Raw genomic sequence first — 17,410 nt, 5'->3', positions numbered from 1 at the left:
TGGTGAACCCCTGCCTGGCACAAAGCCAAAGCACAGGGGTTCGTAAAAAACTATCTCAGCAACCCATCGCGCTGGGTGCTACACCCACAACCGACAAAACTGGCGCGACCCAGACCAGTGCCACCGCGCAAGGGCCGCCAAGACACTTCCGTGTCGCTAACGCTCCGTGCGCTGGTGGCGTCCCCCTCCCGCAAGCGCAGCACAGCGACGGAGGGGGAAGGCGCGAAGCGCCTCAGGGGGAGCTTCACAATGCAGCGTTGTGATAGACCTCTTGCGTATCGTCGAGGTCTTCCAGCACATCCAGCAGCTTTTGCATCCTGGCGGCGTCGTCGCCGGTCAGCTCGATGGTGTTCTCGGGCCGCATGGTCACGCCCGCCACCTCGGCCGTCAGGCCAGCGGCCTCCAGCGCGTTCTTCACGGCTTCAAAGTCGGCCGGGGCGGTCAACACCTCCACCGCACCGTCTTCGTCGGTCACCACGTCTTCGGCGCCCGCCTCCAGCGCCACCTCCATCACCTTGTCTTCGCTGGTGCCGGGTGCAAAAATCAATTGGCCACAGTGCTTGAACTGGAACACCACCGAGCCCTCGGTGCCCATGTTGCCACCGTGCTTGCTGAATGCGTGGCGCACTTCAGCCACGGTGCGCACCCGGTTGTCGGTCATGGTGTCGATCATGATGGCCGCGCCACCGATGCCATAGCCCTCGTAGCGAATTTCTTCGTAGGTCAGGCCTTCGGCGTTGCCCGTGGCCTTGTCGATGTTGTATTTGATGCGGTCGGCGGGCATGTTGGCCGCTTTGGCCTTGTCCACCGCAAGGCGCAGGCGGGGGTTGGCCGACAGGTCGCCGCCGCCCGAGCGGGCAGCCACAGTGATTTCACGAATGATGCGGGTCCAGATCTTGCCGCGTTTTTCATCCTGGCGCCCTTTGCGGTGCTGGATATTCGCCCATTTGCTGTGTCCTGCCACGGGAAGTCCTTTTGTATTGATTTAATCTAGTGGGCGCGATTTTACTTTTTGCCCGCCACCGATCTCCGAGGAAACCCGAAATGGCCGAACCCCTGCTGATTGCCAAGCACGACACCATTGAATGCCACCTGCTCCCTGGCCTGGCCAACCGCCACGGGCTTGTCACCGGCGCCACCGGCACGGGCAAGACCGTGACCTTGCAGACCCTGGCCGAGAACTTCTCGCGCATCGGCGTGCCGGTGTTCATGGCGGACGTGAAAGGCGACCTCACAGGTGCCAGCCAGCCCGGCAAGATCGGCGACAAGCTGGCGGCGGTGCTCAAGGACCGTGGGCTGCCCCTCCCCACCCCGCTGGCCTGCCCCACCACGTTGTGGGACGTGTTTGGAGAGCAGGGCCACCCGGTGCGCGCCACCATTTCCGACATGGGCCCGCTGCTGCTGGGCCGCATGCTCAACCTGAACGAGACGCAGCTGGGCGTGCTCAACCTGGTGTTCAAGATTGCCGACGACAACGGCCTGCTGCTGCTGGACCTGAAAGACCTGCGTGCCATGCTGCAGTACGTGGGTGACAACGCCAAGGAGTTCACCACCGAATACGGCAACGTCAGTGCCGCCAGCGTGGGCGCCATCCAGCGCGGCCTGCTGCAGATCGAGCAGCAGGGCGGCGACAAGTTCTTTGGCGAGCCCATGCTCGACATCCAGGACTTCATGCAGACCGACACCAACGGGCATGGTGTGGTCAACATCCTGGCGGCCGACAGGCTCATGAACTCGCCACGGCTGTACGCCACCTTTCTGTTGTGGATGCTGTCCGAGTTGTTCGAGACGCTGCCCGAGATCGGCGACCCCGAAAAGCCCAAGCTGGTGTTCTTCTTTGATGAGGCGCACCTGCTGTTCAACGAGGCGCCCAAGGTGCTCATCGAGCGCATCGAGCTGGTGGTGCGCCTGGTGCGCTCCAAAGGCGTGGGGGTGTACTTCGTCACGCAGAACCCGCTGGACATCCCCGACAGCGTGCTGGCCCAGCTGGGCAACCGCGTGCAGCACGCGCTGCGCGCCTTCACCCCCCGCGACCAGAAGGCCGTCAAAGCCACGGCCACCACCATGCGGCAAAAGCCTGGGCTGGACATCGAGACCGCCATCACCGAACTGGCCGTGGGCGAGGCGCTGGTGAGTTTTCTGGACGCCAAGGGTCGCCCCAGCGTGACCGAGCGTGTGTTCGTGTTGCCCCCGGGCAGCCAGCTCGGCCCCATCACGCCGCAGCAGCGCCAGGCGCTCATGGCCAGTTCGCTGGTGGCGGGTGTGTACGAAAAGATGGTGGACCGCGAGTCCGCCTATGAAAAACTCAAGGGCCGCGCCCAGGACGCCGCCACGCAGGCCGCGGACAACGGCAAGGCGGGCCCCACGGGGGCGGCGGCCGATGGCGACGGCGGCGGCCTGATGGGCGGGCTGAACGATGTGCTGTTTGGCAGCACCGGCCCGCGGGGCGGAAAGCGGGATGGTCTGGCCCAGACCATGGCCAAATCCGCCGTGCGCACCATGGGCACCACCCTGGGGCGTGAAATCCTGCGCGGTGTGCTGGGCAGCATCTTTGGCGGCAGCAAGCGCCGTTAAGGACCACCTGCATCACCCTCGCGTGTCTCCGGCAACGCGGATCAGGACGGGCCGCACGGCGTTTGCGGGTCATCCACAAGCCTTGGGTGTGGCGCCGCACCCTCCACCCCCTTCGCGCGCGCCAACCAAAAGCGCGCGCCCCGCGTCGAGCGATTCCCCCCGCCGCTCATCATTTCTCCCCCACCACGCTTCCAGCCCGCCCGTGCCGGGCTGGCGGGTGCGCGCGTGACAATTCGACGACACATCAAAAAGTGTCATCCAACAGTCATACAACGGTCGTGAAATCGCCAGACATAACAACAAGAAGGAGGAGCGATGACACGATTCGAATACCTGCTGATGCGCGTGGGGGACAACATCAGGCTGATCGCCGTCGGGGCTTGGGCACTGGCCTTCGTCGGAATATTCGCAGCCGTCTGGCGGTTCCACGGGATCTGGCTTTTTTACCTGTTCTGCACGGTAGTGCTCTCCGTACTCGTTCTCCAGTGGGCGCAATCAATGCACCGGCGCCACATCCGTGAAGCCCCCCTGCCCCGCTTTCTGCAGCGCAAGTTGCGCGAGACCTACCCCCACCTGAGCCCGCGCGACTGCGAACTCGTCGAACGCGGGCTGCGCCAGTTCTTCCTTGCCTGCGTGCACAGCAACAGGCAGTTTGTGGCCATGCCGTCCCGCGCGGTGGATGCGCTGTGGCACGAGTTCATCCTGCACACCCAGGCCTACAAACACTGGTGCCGCGACGCGCTGGGCTTCTTCCTGCACCACACGCCCGCCGAGGCGCTGGGCCCGAAGGCCCGCCACAACGATGGGCTGCGCCGCGCCTGGTACTGGGCGTGCAAGGAGGAGTCGATCGACCCGAAGGCACCCAGCCGCCTGCCGCTCCTGTTTGCGCTCGATGCCAAATTCGCCATCCCCAACGGCTTCACGTATGTGCCGGACTGCTCCGACATCGGCCAGAAAAGCGATGCGGGGGGCACTGGTGGCGGCACCTACTGCGGCACCAGCTTTTCGGACGGAAGCCACAGCGGCAGTTCAGGGGATTTCGGCGGGGCCGACAGCTCCGACGGGGGCGGAGATGGCGGCGGTTGCGGCGGCGGTGGGGACTGAGTTGCGCCGACAAAGGCGGCATCAGCGCAGCCTTGAACTCCTGAATTGATAGCTGCTGGCGCTTTATGGATAAGCGCCAGAGGCCAAAAACACCCAAAGTCGCCCAGGCGACGACACGGCGCGCGCCAGCAGGTCTACAGTGGCACCCCATGAATACCCCTGCCCTCACCTGCTTTTCCCTCAGCATCACTGACCACGTAGCCCATCTGGTTCTGAACAAACCCGAGGCCATGAACACCATGCACCCCACGTTCTGGCGCGAGCTGGACGCGGTGCTTGCCCGGCTGCACCAAGGGGGCGAGGCGCGGGCGCTGGTCATCAGCAGCACGGGCAAGCACTTCAGTGCTGGCATGGCGCTCGAGACCTTTGGCGGCGCCATCACCATGGACGACCAGAGCCCCGAAGGCCGCGCCGCCATCTTCGACCTGCTCACCGACATGCAGGCCACCTTCACCCGCATCGACAACCTGCGCATCCCCGTGATCATGGCCATCCAGGGCGGCTGCATTGGCGGCGCGGTGGACATGGTCACGGCAGGCTGCATCCGGTACGCCACGGCCGACGCGTTCTTTTGCATCCAGGAGATCAACATTGGCATGGTGGCCGACGTGGGTACCCTGCAGCGCCTGCCCAAGCTCATCCCGCTGGGCGTGGTGAAAGAGCTGGCCTACACCGGCCGCCGCCTGGGCGCAGCCAGAGCACTTGGCTACGGCCTGGTCAACGAGGTGTTCGACACACAAGAGGCCATGCTGGCCGCCGCGCTGCAGTGTGCGCAAGAGATCGCCGGCAAGCCGCCTGTGGCCATCTGGGGCACCAAGCAGGCCGTGAACTACGCGCGCGACCATTCGGTGGAAGACAGCCTGCGCCAGATGGGCTGGCTGCAAGGCGCCATCTGGAGCAACCAGCATGTGCGCGAGTCGGTCACGGCGATGAAGCAAAAGCGCGCGGGCGACTTCCCGGCACTGACGCCGCTGCAACGGTTCAGCGAGCTGGGCTGACCCGCCATCAACCATCAAAATCTATAGCTGCTCGCGCTTGCCACACAAGCGCATAAGGCCATTTTGGATTGAAACCACGCGGCAACCCGCTATCATCCGAGGGCTGAAGGGGCAAGCGTTTGCCCCGCCACCAGGGATGCCGCCATGACCTTGCCCAGCCTCACCCCGCCCACCTACGACGACGTGGCCGCCGCCGCGCACCGGCTCAAGGGCATGGCGCACCACACGCCGGTGCTGCGCTCCACCACCGCCGACGACCTACTGGGTGCTCAACTGTTCTTCAAATGCGAGAACCTGCAGCGCACCGGCGCCTTCAAGTTCCGGGGCGCCTTCAACACCCTGGCCCAGTTTACCGATGAGCAGCGCGAGCGCGGCGTGCTGGCCTTTTCGGCCGGCAACCACGCGCAGGCCATCGCGCTGTCGGCCCGGATGCTGGACATGCCCGCCGTCATCGTCATGCCCGCAGACGCGCCCGCCTCCAAGATGGCGGCCACACGGCAATACGGAGCCCAGGTCGTCACCTACAACCGCTACACCGAAGACCGCGAGGGCATCAGCCGCCAGCTGGCGCTGGAGCGTGGCATGACCCTGGTGCCCCCGTTTGACCACCCCCATGTCATCGCGGGCCAGGGCACGGCCGCCAAGGAACTGCTGGAAGATGTGCCGGACCTGGATTACCTCTTTGTCTGCGTGGGCGGCGGCGGCCTGCTGGCGGGCAGCCTGCTGGCTGCCGAGGCACTGGCACCGCATTGCCGCGTGGTGGGCGTGGAGCCCGAAGCCGGCAACGATGGCCAGCAGTCGGTGCGCGCCGGCCACATCGTGCAGATCCCCACACCCCACACCATTGCCGATGGCGCACAAACCCAGGCGCTGGGGCAAATCACCTTCCCCATCATCCAGCGCCTGGCCGACGACATGGTGACCGCCACCGATGCGCAACTGGTCGAGGCACTGCGGTTTTTTGCCGAACGCATGAAACTCGTGGTTGAGCCCACAGGCGCCCTGGCCTTTGCCGGTGCCCAGCATGGCAGTGTGGACGTGCGCGGCAAGCGGGTGGGCATCCTGATCAGTGGCGGCAACGTGGATCTGTCGCGCTACGCGCGGTTTCTTGCAGATTAGACTTGCCCGCTTCTCCCCCCAAAAAAACACAGGCCAGGCCATGAACAGCAACGTCACCGTCATCACCCATCCCCTCGTCCAGCACAAGCTCACGCTGATGCGCAAGAAAGACGCCAGCACCAACAGCTTTCGCCGCCTGCTGGGCGAGCTGTCCACGCTGATGGCGTACGAAGTGACGCGTGACATGCCGCTGCAGGACATCGAGATCGAAACCCCGCTGGAAACCATGACCGGCAAGGTCATCGACGGCAAGAAGCTGGTGCTGGTCTCCATCCTGCGCGCAGGCAACGGGTTTCTGGACGGCATGCTCAACGTGGTGCCCGGCGCCCGCGTGGGCCACATCGGCCTGTATCGCGACCCCGCCACGCTGCAGCCCGTGGAGTATTACTTCAAGATGCCGTCCGAGATGGACGAGCGCGACATCATCGTGGTGGACCCGATGCTGGCCACCGGCAACTCGGCCGCCGCCTGTGTGGACCGCCTAAAGAAGCTCAACCCCCGCTCCATCAAGTTCGTGTGCCTGCTGGCCGCGCCCGAAGGTGTGGCCACACTGCAAAAGGCCCACCCCGATGTGCCGATCTTTACCGCCGCCATCGACCGCGAGCTGAACGACCACGGCTACATCCTGCCGGGCCTGGGCGATGCGGGTGACCGCATTTTTGGCACCAAATAAGCGCACAACTGCAGCGCCCGTGCACCAGCCACCGCAGGGCTTGCCGCCCAGCGGTGGCTTTTTTTCATCACCGGGTCTCGCTGCGATGCGCATCTGCCAATTGGGAGCCCTACCGTGGTGGGGTGCCCCGGTCTGGTTTCCGGATGCGCTGCACGCATGCACCATTTTTTTACCAACTGGTGGCTTTCCTCTGGCAGACTTGCCGCTGGTTTGCAGTTACACAGCCACCGACTGGCGCGCTCCTTGCTTGGTAGCAGCACACCCAACCTCCTTGTTCGCTTGTCTGAAGGACCCACCATGACCACTCGCCGCATCTTCACCGGACGCCTGCTCTGCACTTCCATGGCCCTATCTGCCGCCATGGCGATGGCGCCCTCTCTGGCCTTCGCGCAGTCCAAGCTCAAGGTTGCGGCGATCTACACGGTGCCTTTCGAGCAGCAATGGGTCAGCCGCATCCACAAGGCGCTCAAGGCCGCAGAATCGCGTGGCGAGATCGAATACAAGGCCAGCGAAAACGTGAGCAACGCCGACTACGAGCGCGTGATGCGCGAGTACGCCACCGGCGGCAACCAGCTCATCGTGGGCGAGGCCTTTGCGGTGGAAGCCGCCGCCCGCAAGGTGGCCAAGGACTTTCCCAAGACCTCCTTCCTGCTCGGCTCGTCGGGCAAGCCGCAGGCGCCCAATTTCAGCGTGTTCGACAACTACATCCAGGAGCCCGCGTACCTCAGCGGCATGATCGCCGGCGGCATGACCAAGACCAACAAGATCGGCATGGTGGGCGGCTTTCCCATCCCCGAGGTCAACCGCCTGATGCACGCCTTCATGGCCGGTGCCAAGGAAACCAACCCCAAGGTCGAGTTCACCGTCACCTTCATCAACAGCTGGTTTGATCCACCCAAGGCCAAGGAAGCCACCTTCGCCATGATCGACAAGGGCGCCGATGTGCTCTACGCCGAGCGCTTTGGCGTAAGCGACGCCGCCAAGGAAAAAGGCAAGCTCGCCATCGGCAACGTGATCGACACCCAGCCACAGTATCCCGACACCGTGGTCGCCTCGGCCATCTGGCACATGGAGCCCAGCATCGACCGCGCGCTCAAGCTGGTGAAGGAAGGCAAGTTCACCGCCGAGGATTACGGCCCGTATTCGATGATGAAGCACAAGGGCTCTGAACTTTCCCCCTTGGGCACGTTCGAGAAGAAGGTGCCCGCTGACATCGTGGCCAAGGTCAAGGCAAAAGAGGCGGACATCCTGGCGGGCAAGTTCACCGTGAAGGTGGACGACAGCCAGCCCAAGTCCACCGCCAAGTGATGGCGGCGAGCGCGAACGACACACCCGTTCTGCGTCTGTCGGGCATCACCAAACGCTTCGGAAAGCTCGTTGCCAACGACAGCATCAGCCTGACGCTCGCACGCGGCGAAGTGCTGGCCCTGCTGGGCGAAAACGGCGCGGGCAAGTCCACGCTGATGTCCATCCTCTTCGGGCACTACGTGGCCGACGAAGGCAGCATCGAAGTCTTCGGCCGGCCCCTGCCCCCCGGCCAGCCGCGTGCGGCGCTGGCTGCGGGCATTGGTATGGTGCACCAGCACTTCACGCTGGCCGACAACCTCACGGTGCTGGACAACGTGCTCCTGGGCAGCGAGCCGCTGTGGCAGCCCTTTTCGCGCCGCAGCGAGGCACGCGCCAAGCTGCTGGCCGTGTCGCAGCAGTTTGGCCTGCCAGTGAGCCCCGATGCGAAGGTCGGCAGTCTCTCGGTGGGCGAGCGCCAGCGGGTGGAAATTTTGAAAGCGCTCTACCGGGGCGCCCACATTCTGATCCTGGATGAACCCACTGCCGTGCTCACCCCGCAGGAGAGCGAGGCACTGTTCGACACCCTGGCACAGATGGTGGCGCAGGGCCTGTCCATCATCTTTATCAGCCACAAGCTGGGCGAGGTACTGCGTGTATCGCACCGGGTGGCCGTGCTGCGCCAGGGCAAGCTGGTGGCCGAGGCGCCAGCGCAGGGCACGACCCAAGGGCAATTGGCGCAGTGGATGGTGGGCCATGCGATCGAAGCGGCCGAACGCCGCCCCGCGCAGAACGTGGGCGAGCCCATCTGCACCCTGAGCAACGTCAGCACCGCCCCCACCGGGCGCGACCGGCTGAACGATGTATCCCTCACCCTGCGCGCAGGCGAGATCGTGGCCATTGCAGGCGTCAGCGGCAATGGCCAGGTGGCGCTGGCCGATGTGTTGTGTGGCGTGCGTGCAGCCGCCGCCGGCCAGGTCACGCTGCGTGGCGCCCCCCTGCAAGCCCGGCCCGCGTGGCTGGTGAGCCAGGGCGTGGCCCGCATTCCCGAAGACCGGCACGCCGTGGGCGTGGTGGGCGACTTGCCGGTGTGGGAGAACGCCGTGTCCGAACGCCTGCGCGGCCCCTGGTTTGCGCACCCGTGGTTGCGCGCCTTCTGGGTCAAACGCCGCGCCGCGCGCCAGCATGCGCAGAGCGTGGCCGAGACCTTTGATGTGCGCGGCGGCGGGCCGGATACGCCCGCGCGGTCGCTGTCGGGCGGCAACATGCAAAAGCTCATTCTGGGCCGGGCGCTGTTGCCGCCGCAGGACGATGCAGGCAACACAGCGCCCGCACCCCAACTCATCGTGGCACACCAGCCGACCTGGGGGCTGGACATTGGTGCAGTGATGTTTGTGCAGCAGCAGCTCATTGCAGCGCGCGATGCCGGTGCGGCGGTGCTGCTGATTTCGGACGACCTCGACGAAGTGCTGGCCCTGGGGGACCGTGTGGCCGTCATGCACGACGGACAACTGAGCGAGGCGCGACGCGCCGAAGACTGGACACGCGAAGCCATCGGCCTGGCCATGGCGGGCGCTCCCCCCACTGTTCGGGCTGAGCCTGTCGAAGCCCTGCGTGGCGCTTCGACAGGCTCAGCGTGAACGGTTCGTGTGGACGGATGCCGGATCAATAAAACACGCCAAAAGCAACAACCCCATGCGACTCGAAAAACGCAACCACACCTCCCCCGCCGCCTACGTGCTGGCGCCGGTGGGCGCCGTGGTGTTCACGCTGCTGATCAGCGGCCTGCTGGTGCTGTGGGCCGGGGCGCCGGTCGGCCGCACTTATGCGCTGCTGCTCCAAGGCGCGTTCGGCTCGGTGTTCGCGCTGACCGAAACCCTCACCCGCGCCACGCCGCTGATCCTGACCGGGCTGGCCGCCGCCGTGGCCTTCCGCGCGCGGCTGTTCAACATCGGGGCCGAGGGGCAGCTCTACGCCGGGGCGCTGGCCGCCGTGGCTGTGGGCGGCATGCATGGCGGCACGGGGCTGGAGTGGTCTCCCTACGTGCTCTTTCCGCTGATGATGCTGGCCGCCGCGCTGGCGGGCGCCGCGCTGCTGCTGGGCCCGGCGCTGATGAAGGCGCGGCTGGGGGTGGACGAGGTGGTCACCACGCTGCTGCTCAACTTCATCATGCTGCTGCTGGTGTCGGCCCTGCTCGATGGCCCGATGAAAGACCCGCTCTCGATGGGCTGGCCGCAGAGTGTGGCGCTGCAGGGCGACCTGGAACTCTCCAAGCTGGTGCCGCAGACGCGTCTGCACACCGGCCTGCTGTGGGCCATCTCTCTGGCGGTGATGCTGTGGGCGCTGCTGGCGCGCACGGTGCCGGGCTTTGACATTCGCGCTGCCGGGGCCAATGCGCGGGCTGCCGCCTTTGCAGGCGTGCCCATCACCCGCACTGTCGTTCTGGTCGCCCTGCTCTCGGGCGGGCTTGCCGGGCTGGCAGGCGCCATCGAGGTGGCGGGCCGCACGAGTTATGTAACGCTCGACATGTCGCCGGGCTACGGCTACAGCGGCATCGTGATCGCCATGCTGGCCGGGCTGCACCCGCTGGGCGTGATCGCAGCGGGCACCTTTGTGGCGGGCGTGCTGGTGGGGGCCGACAGCATGAGCCGCGCGGTGGGTGTGCCCACCTACATTGCGGATGTAATCGTTGCGACCTCGCTGATTGCGGTGCTGGTGGCCGGGCTTCTCACGCAATACCGTGTGCGGTGGAAATGAGAGCGCCATGAACAAGCACGCGCACCAGAATTTCAACCCAAATTGGCCTCTAGCGCTTATCCATCAAGCGCTAGCAGCTATCAAAATAAAAGTAACCAGTGCCGAGGCGGGCAAATGACCGAACTGCTCGACATCCTCGCCAATCCTGCCTTCTGGATCGCCACCCTGCGGGTGGCCACGCCGCTCGTCCTGGGCACGCTCGGGGTGCTGCTGTGCGAACGCGCAGGCGTGCTTAACCTGGGCATTGAAGGGATCATGGTCGCAGGCGCCTTCACCGGCTGGCTGGCGGTATACGCGGGCTACGGGCTGTGGACCGGGGTGCTGGTGGCGGCGCTGACTGGCGCGGTGTTTGGCCTGCTGCACGCGTGGCTCACCGTGGGGCTGGCGCTGTCGCAGCATGTGTCAGGGCTCGGCATCACGCTGCTGGCCACTGCGCTCAGCTACTACGGTTATCGCGTGAGCTTTCCCAAGGTGAACACGCCGCCCACCATTGAGCCCTTTGCGTCCATGGAGTGGCTGGGCATTCCCATCCTCTCTGCCCAGACGCCACTTACCTTGCTGGCCCTGCTGCTGGTGCCGCTATTGGCCTGGGTGCTGATGCGCACACCGCTCGGCCTGGCCGTGCGCATGGTGGGCGAGAACCCGCAAGCGGCCGAAGGCCAGGGCATCTCGGTGGCGGCCACACGCACGGGCGCCATCGTGGCGGGGTCGGCGCTGATGGGCGTAGCGGGGTCGTTCCTCACGCTGTCGGCCTTCAACGCGTTTTTCTTCAACATGATCAACGGCCGGGGCTGGATCTGTGTGGCGCTGGTGGTGTTTGCCTCGTGGCGGCCCGGCAAGGCGTTGCTGGGCGCCCTGCTGTTTGCCTTCTTCGATGCGCTGCAGCTGCGCCTTCAGCAGGCGGGCGATGCATGGCTGCCGTACCAGGTGTATTTGATGCTGCCCTACCTGCTGTCCATCCTGGCGCTGGTGCTGGTGGCGCGCAAGGCGGCGTATCCACAGGCGCTGATGAAGCCGTATCGCAAGGGAGAGCGATGAAACTGGTTCCACAGACTTTTGCCCGTTGGCTCGCCCCGGCTCTGCTGGCCTGCGCGGGCCAGGCCCACGCGCTGGGCATGGACATGCCGTATGAATCCTTTGCCACCGCGCCCGATGTGGACTGGATCAAGGTCTGTGGCGAATGGCACGCGCCCACGCAGCCCGGGGGAGGCCAAGGCATGTATCGCATCGTGCACGCAACGCGCTATGGGCAGTCGTTTGTGTACCTGCAGTGGATCGTGCGCGACGGCAACGACAGCGCGAGCGAGGTGCACACACACAGCTTTGACGCCATCAACAACGACCACGCCGAAATCACCCTGACCCAGATGAACTGTCAGCCCACGCGCCGAGGCATTCGGTTTACCGCGCGGGCGGAGTCCGGCCATGGAGACCGTGCTTTCCGCATCACCATCGATGCAGGGCACAAGCCAGGCGATGTGCGTTTTCGCACCACCCAAAGGCGCTAAGCCCCTACCCTGCCATGCCCGCCACGCCGCTTCATCGCATCGCACTACCTGTGCTGCCCCCCACGGTGCTGGCGCGTTGGCAGTTCAACACCACCGACGCAAACCCCACCACGGTGTTGCCCGATGGCTGCAGCGACCTCATCTTGCATATCGATGCGCGCGGCCACTCTGACTGGCATATCTCTGCATTGGCCGATGCTGCAGTGGTCGTGCCGGGGCGTGCGGGCGAACAATGGCTGGGCTTTCGCCTTGTACCGGGCACCCGCATTGACGGGCCCGCCTTGTTGAGGTCTGCACAAGCTATTTGGCAGGATTGGCAGCAAGCCCAGCACCGCGCAGGGCGGCCCTCCTCCAGCTTGGCCGGTGGTGGCACAACGGCGCCGGAAACCTTGTTGCTGGAAGCCATTGACCAGCACACCCGCGCGGACCCGCGTGCGCAAGAAGCGCTCCGCTCGCTGGCGCATTGCCGAACCGTAGGCACGGCGGCGCACAGCCTGGGAGTCTCAGAGCGCAGCCTGGAGCGCCTGACCCATCGCACCACCGGCCAAACGCCCCGTTTCTGGCGCGCCCTGGCCCGGGTGCGCAGAGCCGCACTGGCCTTGGGCACAACGCAACCGCTGGCCGAGATTGCCGCGGATCACGGCTATGCCGACCAGGCGCACTTCAGCCGCGATTGCCTGCGTTGGCTGGGGCAAACACCTGCGTCATTGCGCGGCGCACCGCAACTGCTGGCCACGGTGGCGCAGGCGGGCTATGCCTGATTGTTGTGTGCACCTGGCGCCAATGACGGGGCGACGCTGCCAGCGCCAAAGTGATCCCCACAGTTCAAGCGGCCGGGGGCGCCACAGGCGTGCACAGCTCCACCAGCGCCCCGTTGATGTCCGCCACATAGGCCACGGTCTGGCCCCAGGGCATCTGCTCGGGCGCCTGCACCAGGCGCCCACCGGCATCCACCGCGCGCTGCACAGCGGCGGCCACGTCGGCCGTGGTGAACGCGATCTCGAAACTGGGCGCATCGGCCGACGCGCGCTGCGGGTTCTTGCCAAGCTCGGACATCAGCCGCAGCGACGAGAACGCCAGCGCGGTGGCGCCGGTGTCCAACTCGCCAAAGTCGCCTGCCTCGTGCACAAAGCGGCGAGCATAGCCAAAAGCGGCTTCATAAAAAGCGATGGTCTTGGGAACGTCTTCGACGTAGAGAATCGTGTAGCCAAATTGCATGAGAGCTGCCTTTGTAAGAATGGATGCGCTAAAACGTTGATGCGCAAAGCGAGACCCAGAGCTTAGGCACAGAGCCCGCTCACGTCTTGAAAAAACCCGACACTACTACCTGAACCGCCCACGCCATGCTCGACCTGCTCATCACCCACGTCACCCTGCCCGATGGCCGCCAGAACATGTCCATCGCCGTGCAGGACGGCCGCATTGCCGAAGTGACCGAGGGCCTGCAAGCGCCCGCGCATGAGACGGTAGATGCCGGTGGCCTGCTGGTGAGCCCGCCGTTTGTGGATGCGCATTTCCATATGGATTCGACCCTGAGCTACGGCCAGCCGCGCGTGAACGAGAGTGGCACGCTGCTCGAAGGCATTGCACTGTGGGGCGAGCTCAAGCCGACGCTGACGCACGAGTCCATCGTGGAGCGCGCCCTGCGGTATTGCGACATGGCCGTGGCGCGCGGACTGCTGGCCATTCGCAGCCACGTGGACACGAGCCACCCCAGCCTGCTGCCCGTGCAGGCCCTGCTGGATGTAAAACAGCGCGTGGCGCCCTACCTGGATTTGCAGTTGGTGGCTTTCCCGCAAGACGGCGTGCTGCGCGCGCCGGGCGGGCTCGACAACCTGAAACGGGCTCTGGATATGGGCGTGGACGTGGTGGGCGGCATTCCTCACTTCGAACGCACGATGGCCCAGGGGGCCGAGAGCGTGAAGATCCTCTGCGAGCTGGCCGCCGAACGCGGCAAGCGCGTGGACATGCACTGCGACGAATCCGACGACCCGCACTCGCGCCATGTCGAAACCCTGGCTTTTGAAACCCAGCGCCTGGGCCTGCACGGCCGTGTGACGGGCTCGCATCTCACCTCCATGCACAGCATGGACAACTACTACGTGAGCAAGCTCATTCCCCTGATGGCCGAGGCCGATCTGGGCGTGGTGGCCAACCCTCTCATCAACATCACCTTGCAGGGCCGCCACGACACCTACCCCAAGCGCCGGGGCATGACCCGCGTGCCCGAGCTGATGGCTGCGGGCCTCACCGTCGCTTTCGGCCACGACTGCGTGCTCGACCCCTGGTACAGCGGCGGCAGCGCCGACATGCTGGAGGCCGCACACATGGGCCTGCACGTGGGCCAGATGACCAGCCAGGCCGGAATGCGCCAGTGTTTCGATGCGGTGACGGTGAACCCTGCACGCCTGTTGGGGCTGGAGGACTACGGCATCGCGCCCGGCTGCCATGCCGACTTTGTGCTGCTGCACGCGCGCAACCCGGTGGAGGCCATCCGCCTGCGCGCTGTGCGGCTGGGGGTGTGGCGGCGCGGCAAGCGGCTGGCCAGCAGCCCGGCGCCCGTGGCACAGCTGCAGGTGCACGGACGGCCTGGCAGTGTGGATTTCACGTCCATCTAGTGCACTGAGTTGGAAGTTCGGTGAAAAAATATCGAAATCGTTGTCAGGCAAGGCGCAAACCACAGCGATAGCCGTCGCTATCATCCCTGGCCGGCGGCACTCAGCTCTCAGTGGCGGCGTGCACGGCGTGCGCGGCGGCGGGCTTGGCCAGCGTCTCGACCCGGTTGCGACCCCGCTCCTTGGCCAGGTACATGGCCTCGTCGGCGCGCTGCAGGGCCGAGTCTGCGGAGTCGCCATCAGCGCACAGCGTGACACCCACGCTCACCGTGAGCGGAATCGGGCACGCGTCCGTTGCCAGCAGCGGCTGCGCTTGCACCAGGGCACGCAGTCGCTCCGCCACGGCAAGGGCTCCGCCATCGCCCGCATTCGGCAGGAAGATGGCGAACTCCTCGCCTCCGAGGCGGCCCATCACGTCCTCCTTGCGCAGACAGCGGAGAGCCAGCATCACAAAGTGGCGCAACACATCGTCACCCGCACGGTGGCCCCGCGTGTCGTTGATCTTCTTGAAATGATCGAGGTCGATCACCATCACGGGCAACGCAGACTGCGTACGCTGGGCACTGCTGATGGCCTTGTCGAGTAACGTGAGAAACGCGCGGCGGTTGAAAACGCTGGTCAGCGGGTCCACCTCGGCAAGGTGCCGCAACTCGGTGGTGATGTATTCATTGGCCAGAATCAGCGCTCCAAACGCCAGCAGGACCACCGCCACAATGGCTTCGAGCACCACAAACTGCGAAAGCTGCGCCACCAGACCGGCGCCCGCAGCCTCCCCGGGGGCCCCCGCCACGCCCAGCTGGAACAGCGCCGGACGGAGCAACAGAAACAACCCGTGCAACCCGGCCACCAGGGCAAACAGATAGCGCGCGGGAACGCGGCGCAAACCACCTTGGGCCAGCGTGGCTGCGGCCAGCAGGTAGCAGATGCCGGCACCCAGCCCCGCGAACACAAAACGCATGCCCTGATGGGGATGCACCACCGTGAAAAACACCGACAAGGCCACCAGCGTAGCGATGGCCACCACCGCGTAGACATGCGAAAAAGGCCGCCGCCCCATGTAGGCGCGGCTTGCCATCAGGCAAAAGTACGCTGCCAGCGATACCGTGGCCTGGGACACCACCACCGCCACCACCTCGTGCAACCGCTCCCGCACCAGCAGGCTCACACCGAACACCGAACCCGTCAGGAACGAAAGCATCCAAAGGCGCAGTCCGGGGATATTCCGGTTGAACGACCACACGGCATACAGCACGGCGGTGACAAGCCCCGTCAGAAGCGCTGCAATGATGAGAAGTGTGGGCGTGTGCACTGTGAGGGTGTAGGGCGGGCGGCTGGAATGTTAACCGGCCTGACCCGGCAGATCGTTCAGCCCCACGCGGGATGGCACAGGCGCTGGCAGCAGCGCGGGGCGCTTCTCACTGCGGGCTTCTTTAAACCACCACATTGCATTCCCGGCGCAGCAGGGCCAGAGCGTCGTGCAGCTGGTAGTCCATGTCGCTGAGCAAGATTTTTTCTGCGTCCTGAAAGAAACCCGTCCACAGCGTGATGTAGTCCTGCTGGTGCACGCCGGGCGCGTGCGCGCGGATGAAGTCGGTGGCGAGCTGGGGCTGCAGGCCCGCTTTGCGCACCTTGCGCACCAGGCTGGCCGCGGTCTTTTCGGTCAACAGGGTTTTCTTGGGCACACCCGCAGCCAGGCACAGGAACAGCGTGAGCAGCGAATGTTCATCGTCGTTGCCCTGGGTGGTTCTTGTCCAGGTCTTGCTGGCAGGCAGCGGGGGCTCTTCACCCTCGTCCAGCGCATCCAGGCTGCGGTGGAAGCTGTCCACCTCGGCCAGCGGGTCATCCAGCAGAAAGTAGCGCGCGCGAAAAGCGCCCGTGGGACGCAGCAGCGTGCGAAGCGGTGTGGCGGCATCCAGTACCTTGGGCAGGTCGGCCAGCACGCTGGCGCAGTGTGCCTGCACTGAATCGCGCAGCTCCACGGGCAGGCCGGGGGGCAGACGCAGCTGGGAAGGCGCAGCGAGCTTCTTCTTGCGCTGAGCAAGCACCCATTTTTCAAACGCCACGGTGTTGGGCCATTCGCCCAGGTCCATGGCCCTGGACGCCAGCGCCAGCATGAGCAGCCCGGTGCGGATGACCGCCTCGGCGTCGGCGCCTGCAGCTTCGAGCTCATCGGGGTCCAGATCGAACTGCTCTGCCAACCACTGCGCGGCATGGATGGCCTGCGCAATCTGTGAGCGGCGCGCCAGCTCGGCCCGGTAGTCAGCATGGCTGCGCAGCGACCACACGGCCAAAAGCTGCGTCTCGGCATCGGCATAGCCCGCCATGCCAAAGTTGCTGCTCTCGGGCATGGCAATCAGCCGCTTGAGCATGTCTGAGCCACCCTTGGAGCGCGAAAGGAACGAGTTGTCGCGCAGCGAGACCGCCGCCTTGGCCAGGTCGCCGTCCGTGGTCTCCAGCAGGTACAGGCTGATGAGGTTGACCATGCGGTCGCGCGCCTTCTCCAGCTCGGGCCGCAAGAACTCGCTGCCAAAGTAGCGGGCAATCTGAACCATGCCCTTGGGCGCATCGGTGTTGATGGCGGCCAGCCGGTCGGCATCAATGAAGCCGTGCTGCACACCGTAGACCAGCGCCTTTTCAAAGAAAGGCCGCGCGTCGTGCAATTGCAGGGCGTTCGCGGCTGCAACCGGCTGGGCATCAGATGAAGGCGTATCGGGCTGGGTCATGTGGGTATCCATCACGCTAGGTGTTGCTCACGCTCTTTACAACTGGCGCGGCCCC

General features: G+C 65.4%; 16 protein-coding genes. 12 read left to right on the top strand and 4 right to left on the bottom strand.

The features are described from left to right. Positions 1–244: 244 nt before the first annotated feature. Positions 245–964, bottom strand: a complete 720-nt coding sequence (locus KYG_RS10315; protein ID WP_008904833.1) for a YebC/PmpR family DNA-binding transcriptional regulator — start codon at positions 962–964, stop codon at positions 245–247. An 80-nt stretch (positions 965–1,044) separates the two neighbouring features. Between KYG_RS10315 and KYG_RS10310 the strand changes: the two genes are divergently transcribed. From KYG_RS10310 to KYG_RS10260, 11 genes are all read left to right on the top strand, one after another. Further along, the gene (locus KYG_RS10310) at positions 1,045–2,574 is read left to right on the top strand and encodes a helicase HerA-like domain-containing protein (RefSeq protein WP_008904832.1); all 1,530 of its coding nucleotides are present in this window, start codon (positions 1,045–1,047) and stop codon (positions 2,572–2,574) included. Positions 2,575–2,889: 315 nt separating this feature from the next. Next, positions 2,890–3,678 carry a hypothetical protein gene (locus tag KYG_RS10305; protein ID WP_008904831.1) on the top strand — a complete coding sequence of 263 codons (789 nt, stop codon included), beginning with the start codon at positions 2,890–2,892 and terminating at the stop codon, positions 3,676–3,678. A gap of 149 nt (positions 3,679–3,827) precedes the next feature. Beyond that, entirely contained in the window at positions 3,828–4,676 is an 849-nt protein-coding gene (locus KYG_RS10300; RefSeq protein ID WP_008904830.1) for an enoyl-CoA hydratase-related protein, read from the top strand. 144 nt (positions 4,677–4,820) lie between these two features. Then, entirely contained in the window at positions 4,821–5,795 is a 975-nt protein-coding gene (locus KYG_RS10295) for a threo-3-hydroxy-L-aspartate ammonia-lyase (protein ID WP_008904829.1), read from the top strand. 40 nt (positions 5,796–5,835) lie between these two features. Next, the gene (gene upp / locus KYG_RS10290; RefSeq protein WP_008904828.1) at positions 5,836–6,468 is read left to right on the top strand and encodes a uracil phosphoribosyltransferase; all 633 of its coding nucleotides are present in this window, start codon (positions 5,836–5,838) and stop codon (positions 6,466–6,468) included. Between the two features lie 297 nt (positions 6,469–6,765). Continuing rightward, positions 6,766–7,776: a BMP family protein gene (locus tag KYG_RS10285; protein WP_008904827.1), complete on the top strand. Its 1,011-nt coding sequence runs from the start codon at positions 6,766–6,768 to the stop codon at positions 7,774–7,776. After that, positions 7,776–9,392, top strand: coding sequence for an ABC transporter ATP-binding protein (locus KYG_RS10280; protein WP_008904826.1), 1,617 nt, complete (start codon positions 7,776–7,778; stop codon positions 9,390–9,392). The genes KYG_RS10285 and KYG_RS10280 overlap by 1 nt, the downstream gene beginning before the upstream one ends. Before the next feature lie 55 nt (positions 9,393–9,447). Beyond that, positions 9,448–10,509 (top strand): ABC transporter permease, encoded by a 1,062-nt coding sequence (locus tag KYG_RS10275; protein ID WP_008904825.1) that lies wholly within the window; start codon positions 9,448–9,450, stop codon positions 10,507–10,509. Positions 10,510–10,623: 114 nt separating this feature from the next. Beyond that, positions 10,624–11,547: an ABC transporter permease gene (locus tag KYG_RS10270; RefSeq protein WP_008904824.1), complete on the top strand. Its 924-nt coding sequence runs from the start codon at positions 10,624–10,626 to the stop codon at positions 11,545–11,547. Further along, entirely contained in the window at positions 11,544–12,017 is a 474-nt protein-coding gene (locus tag KYG_RS10265) for a hypothetical protein (RefSeq protein WP_008904823.1), read from the top strand. Before KYG_RS10270 ends, KYG_RS10265 begins: the two co-directional genes overlap by 4 nt. A gap of 14 nt (positions 12,018–12,031) precedes the next feature. Next, positions 12,032–12,778, top strand: a complete 747-nt coding sequence (locus KYG_RS10260) for an AraC family transcriptional regulator (RefSeq protein WP_008904822.1) — start codon at positions 12,032–12,034, stop codon at positions 12,776–12,778. A gap of 64 nt (positions 12,779–12,842) precedes the next feature. Here KYG_RS10260 and KYG_RS10255 read toward each other — a convergent pair whose 3' ends face one another. Next, entirely contained in the window at positions 12,843–13,235 is a 393-nt protein-coding gene (locus KYG_RS10255; protein ID WP_008904821.1) for a VOC family protein, read from the bottom strand. Between the two features lie 125 nt (positions 13,236–13,360). Here KYG_RS10255 and KYG_RS10250 point away from each other — a divergent pair, with 125 nt between their 5' ends. Then, on the top strand, positions 13,361–14,635 hold the full coding sequence (locus tag KYG_RS10250; protein ID WP_008904820.1) for an amidohydrolase family protein: 1,275 nt from the start codon (positions 13,361–13,363) through the stop codon (positions 14,633–14,635). Positions 14,636–14,735: 100 nt separating this feature from the next. Here the strand turns inward: KYG_RS10250 and KYG_RS10245 are convergent, their stop codons facing one another. Beyond that, the gene (locus tag KYG_RS10245) at positions 14,736–15,941 is read right to left on the bottom strand and encodes a GGDEF domain-containing protein (protein ID WP_008904819.1); all 1,206 of its coding nucleotides are present in this window, start codon (positions 15,939–15,941) and stop codon (positions 14,736–14,738) included. 121 nt (positions 15,942–16,062) lie between these two features. Further along, the gene (locus KYG_RS10240; protein WP_008904818.1) at positions 16,063–17,355 is read right to left on the bottom strand and encodes a hypothetical protein; all 1,293 of its coding nucleotides are present in this window, start codon (positions 17,353–17,355) and stop codon (positions 16,063–16,065) included. Between the last annotated feature and the right edge of the window lie 55 nt (positions 17,356–17,410).

It is taken from the genome of Acidovorax sp. NO-1, assembly GCF_000238595.1.
Taxonomy (GTDB): Bacteria; Pseudomonadota; Gammaproteobacteria; order Burkholderiales; family Burkholderiaceae_C; genus Acidovorax.
Note: the sequence above shows the minus strand (reverse complement) of the source record. Positions and strands in the feature narration are given on the sequence as shown.